Source organism: Neisseria sp. P0022.S010 (assembly GCF_051956635.1).
On the sequence record NZ_JBQCXF010000217.1, the window covers coordinates 1 to 4,845 of the forward strand.

General features: G+C 51.4%; 6 protein-coding genes. 3 read left to right on the forward strand and 3 right to left on the reverse strand.

Features of this window, described 5'->3' with window-relative positions; genetic code table 11:
* The 3 genes from ACTHUT_RS13970 to trxA form a co-directional block, all read left to right on the forward strand.
* Positions 1 to 1,181: AMP-binding protein (locus tag ACTHUT_RS13970; protein WP_440418920.1), on the forward strand; the 1,181-nt coding region annotated here is incomplete at its 5' end.
* An 83-nt stretch (positions 1,182 to 1,264) separates the two neighbouring features.
* Entirely contained in the window at positions 1,265 to 2,830 is a 1,566-nt protein-coding gene (locus ACTHUT_RS13975; protein WP_250600101.1) for an ABC transporter ATP-binding protein, read from the forward strand.
* Between the two features lie 125 nt (positions 2,831 to 2,955).
* Positions 2,956 to 3,288: a thioredoxin TrxA gene (gene trxA, locus ACTHUT_RS13980; protein WP_070585756.1), complete on the forward strand. Its 333-nt coding sequence runs from the start codon at positions 2,956 to 2,958 to the stop codon at positions 3,286 to 3,288.
* A 62-nt stretch (positions 3,289 to 3,350) separates the two neighbouring features.
* Here the strand turns inward: trxA and ACTHUT_RS13985 are convergent, their stop codons facing one another.
* From ACTHUT_RS13985 to grxD, 3 genes are all read right to left on the reverse strand, one after another.
* Positions 3,351 to 3,668, reverse strand: a complete 318-nt coding sequence (locus tag ACTHUT_RS13985; protein WP_154953556.1) for a DUF2322 family protein — start codon at positions 3,666 to 3,668, stop codon at positions 3,351 to 3,353.
* A 97-nt stretch (positions 3,669 to 3,765) separates the two neighbouring features.
* Entirely contained in the window at positions 3,766 to 4,392 is a 627-nt protein-coding gene (gene upp, locus ACTHUT_RS13990) for a uracil phosphoribosyltransferase (RefSeq protein ID WP_039864255.1), read from the reverse strand.
* 148 nt (positions 4,393 to 4,540) lie between these two features.
* On the reverse strand, positions 4,541 to 4,843 hold the full coding sequence (gene grxD / locus ACTHUT_RS13995; protein ID WP_440418921.1) for a Grx4 family monothiol glutaredoxin: 303 nt from the start codon (positions 4,841 to 4,843) through the stop codon (positions 4,541 to 4,543).
* Positions 4,844 to 4,845: the final 2 nt, after the last annotated feature.

Below are 4,845 nucleotides of genomic sequence, written 5' to 3' on the forward strand. Positions count from 1 at the left end.
TCAAAGCCAAAACCAAAGTCAATAAAATCATCTGGATTGGCGAAACCAACGCCGCCAGTGGCGATGACAGCTATTTCGATGCCGCGCGTACATTCCCCGGCAAGCCGAATCTGAGCCGTCAGCCGTCTGCCAACGATTTGGCGCACATTATCTACACCTCCGGCACAACCGGCCACCCCAAAGGCGCATTAATCAGTTACAGCAATCTGTTTTCCAACCTTTCGGGCATCGAACAAATTTTCCAAATTTCGCAAAAAGACCGCTTTGTCGTCTTCTTGCCCATGTTCCACAGCTTTACGCTGACCACCATGGTTTTGCTGCCGATATATCAAGCCTGCTCGATTATTTTGGTCAGATCCGTCTTCCCGTTCTCCAACGTGTTGAAACAGGTTTTGCTCAAACGCGCTACCATTTTTCTCGGCGTACCGGCTATTTACACCGCCATGAGCAAAGCCAAAATCCCTTGGTATTTCAGATGGTTCAACCGCGTCCGCCTGTTTATCAGCGGCGGCGCGCCTCTGGCCGAACAAACCATTGACGACTTCAAAGCCAAATTCCCACGCGCCAAATTGCTGGAAGGCTACGGCTTGAGCGAATGCTCGCCCGTTGTGGCCGTCAATACGCCTGAGCGCCAAAAAACCGCCAGCGTCGGCGTCGCCCTGCCAGGTCTGACCGTGAAAGCCGTCGATGACGAATTAATCGAAGTGCCGCGCGGCGAAGTGGGGGAACTCATCATCAAAGGCGGCTCGGTAATGCAGGGTTACCTCAATATGCCTGACGCCACAGATGAAACCATTGTCAACGGTTGGCTGAAAACAGGAGACTTCGTCACCATAGACGAAGACGGCTTTATCTTCATCGTCGACCGTAAAAAAGACCTGATTATCTCCAAAGGCCAAAACGTCTATCCGCGCGAAATCGAAGAAGCCATTTACAAACTCGATGCCGTGGAAGCCGCCGCCGTAATCGGCGTGAAAGACCAATACGCCGATGAAGAAATCATTGCCTTTATCCAACTCAAAGAAGGCATGAAGCTGGAAGAAGCCGAAGTCCGCAGCCACCTGCGCGGCCTGTTGGCAAACTTTAAAATCCCCAAACAAGTCATCTTCCAAGACGAGCTGCCGCGCAATGCCACTGGCAAAGTGTTAAAACGCAAACTCAAAGAACAGTTTCAAGACTAAACCGCTGTTTCAGACGGCCTCTTGATTCATGCAGGCCGTCTGAAAAAACCTGTCATCAACAAACTTTTCAGACGGCCACGACCATGACGACACCTATACTCGAAATCGAAAACCTAAACGGCTCCTTTCCGAGCAAGCAAGTCCTGCACGATATCAACCTGACCTTGCAACCCGGCCGCAAGCTGGCATTGGTCGGCGAGAGCGGCAGCGGCAAAACCGTATTGTCGCAAGGCATTATGCGCCTGAATCCGATGGTTACCTTTGAAGGCAGTCTGAAATATTGCGGAACCAATCTGCTGACCCAGCCCGAACGCGCCCTACAAAAACTGCGCGGCCGCGAAATCGGCATGGTGTTTCAAGAACCCATGACCGCCCTCAACCCCGTCATGCGCGTCGGAGAACAAATCGCCGAAGTCCTGTCCCTGCATTTGGGTTTGGATAAAAAACAGGCATGGGCGCGCGCTATCGAACTCCTGGACGAAACCGGCATCCACCAGCCCGAGCAAAAAGCCCAAGCCTACCCTTTCCAACTTTCCGGCGGCCAACGCCAACGCGCCATGATTGCCATGGCCGTATCAGCCCAGCCCAAGCTCCTGATTGCCGACGAACCGACCACCGCTTTGGACGTTGCCGTTCAAGCCCAAATCCTCGACCTGCTCTCACGCCTGCAGGAAGAACACGGCATGACCATGCTCTACATTACGCACGACTTGAACCTTGTGCGCCGTTTTGCCGACGATGTCGCCGTTATGCGTAACGGCCGTATCCTCGAAACCGGCAAAGCAACCGAAGTCTTCGCCAATCCGCAGCACGAATACACCAAAATGTTGCTCAACGCCGGCACAACGCGCCGCGTCGCCCCTTTGCCTGAAAACCCTGCTACCGTCCTTAAGGCCGAACAAATCGCCTTCTCCGTCAAAGAATCAGACGGCTGGTTTAAAAAACGCGACAAAACCATTCTCAACCCCGTTTCTTTCGATCTCAAATCGGGGGAAACATTGGGCATCATCGGCGAAAGTGGCTGCGGCAAAACCACGCTGGCAAAAGCCGTTATGCACCTTATCGACTCCGAAGGCAGCCTGCACATCAACGGCGAGTCATGGCAACACGAATTGCGCCGCGAAATCCAAATGGTGTTCCAAGACCCGTTCGGCGCATTCAATCCGCGCATGAACGTCTTTGATACCGTTTCCGAAGCCTTACGCGTTCACGAGCCTAGTATGCCGCGCGAAGAAATGCGCCGCCGTGTCGAAGAAGTCCTCAAACAAGTCGGCCTGCCCGAAGATGCTCTCGAACGCTATCCGCACGCATTCTCCGGCGGCCAGCGCCAACGCCTCGCCATCGCCCGCGCCATCATTGTCCGCCCGAAAATCCTCGTATTGGACGAACCAACCAGCGCGCTTGATGTCCAATGGCAACAACAAATCCTTGAATTGCTCAGCGGCCTGCAAAAAGAATACGGCCTCGCCTTCATCATCATCAGCCACGACCTCGCCGTGATCCGCGCCATTTCCCACCGTGTGATGGTGTTGAAAGACGGCAAAATCGTTGAAGAAGGCGAATGTGAAAACGTGTTTGCCAATCCAAGCAGCGACTATACGCGCCATTTGATTGCCCACTCCGGCCACATGGTTCAAGAGGCCGTCTGAATCTTTAAGGATTACGATAGGCGCATTTCAAAAAAACTATTACCGGGTGGCGGCACTTGAAATTTTCTCTGTCTGCCACTATTCTGAACAACATATTTATTAATCCCGATTTAAAAGGAAATAACATGAGCAGCGAATTGATTATCCATACCAGCGATGCCAGCTTCGAACAAGACGTTTTGAAATCCGACGTACCTGTACTGCTGGACTTTTGGGCACCATGGTGCGGCCCTTGCAAAATGATTGCCCCAATCTTGGACGACATCGCCTCCGAATTCCAAGGCCGTCTGAAAGTCGTTAAAATCAACATCGACGACAATGAAGCCACTCCTGCCAAATTCGGCGTTCGCGGCATCCCTACCCTGATGGTGTTCAAAAACGGCGAAAACGTTGCAACCAAAGTCGGCGCATTGGCTAAAGGCCAACTGACTGCATTCGTTGAAGCCTCTATCGCTTAAGGCTTTAAGCATATAAAAAGGCCGTCTGGAAATTGTTTTCAGACGGCCTTTTTTTGTATTCATTAAGCAGCCAATGGTTTCAAAGTCAGGCTGATATTTTCAGCTTTCACTTTAAACAGCAAATCAATATTCGGATGTTTGCCAGGATTGGCTTCGGCATCGGCAACATGCTCGGCAAACCATGCCAGGCCGCGTTCTGCCGCCGCTGCGTCCAGCTTGCCGTCAAACTCTTGCGCCAAAGCATGGTAAAGCTTGAGCGAGCCTTGTTTGCCGGGCGCATTGGGAATGTGATGAACCACATTGCCCTCTTTATCGAGAATATCCAAGCCGCTCAAATGGTCGATAGCAGGCATGGTGGCCAAATTATCTTGGAAGATCATGATTGTCCTTTCTGATGTAGGTTTTAAAGCAAACCATATAACAAGGCCGTCTGAAAGTTGATGTTTGACACTTTTCAGACGGCCTTAAACATTTCAATTAACGTGTACCGAAAATCTTATCGCCGGCATCGCCCAAGCCTGGGATGATGTAGCCGTGTTCGTTCAAGTGGCTGTCGAGCGCGGCAGTGTAGATGGTTACATCAGGATGCGCGTCATTGACGGCTTTCACGCCTTCCGGAGCGGCAACCAATACCAATGCTTTGATATTGCTGCAACCTTTGGCTTTCAGAAGGTCGATGGTCGCAACCATAGAGCCGCCGGTCGCCAGCATCGGGTCGATAATCAGGGCAGGACGCTCGGCCATGCTGTCAACGAATTTCTCAAAGTAAGAAACCGGTTTCAGCGTTTCTTCATCGCGCTGCAAGCCGACAACGCTGATTTTAGCGGTAGGAATCAGGTCGAGTACGCCGTCGAGCATACCCAAACCGGCACGCAAAATAGGGACAACGGTCAAGGTTTTGCCTTTGATACGGTCGCCTTCGATAGAGCCACACCAACCGTCGATGATGTATTTTTCGGTTTCAAAGTCGCGGCTGGCTTCGTATGCCATCAGGCGTGCCAGCTCGGTAGTGAGCGTACGGAATTTGTAGGTGCTGCATTCTGCCTCGCGCATCAAAGTCAATTTGTGGCGGACGAGGGGATGATTGATGACGGTAACGTTCATTTTCTGTATTTCCGAGTTTCGTTGACGGAGTGAATTATACTTTTTTTCACGAATGGCGGAAAGGGTATGTTTCATGCGAAAGGCCGTCTGAATCAGGGTTTCAGACGGCCTTTGTCAACAATTTTACATTACGGAATATTGTAGATGATTAAGCTTTCAGCAATTCTTGCAGTTCGCCGGCCTCGTACATTTCCATCAAAATGTCAGAACCGCCGACAAATTCGCCGTTGACGTACAGTTGAGGAATGGTCGGCCAGTCGCTGTATTCTTTAATGCCTTGGCGTACGGCATCGTTTTCCAATACGTTGACTGTCACATAGTCGGTACAACCTGCCGCATTCAGGATTTGTACGGCACGGGAAGAGAAGCCGCATTGCGGGAATTGCTTCGTGCCTTTCATGAACAATACGACGCGGTGTGTGGTAACGACTTCTTTGATTTGATCGTGGATAG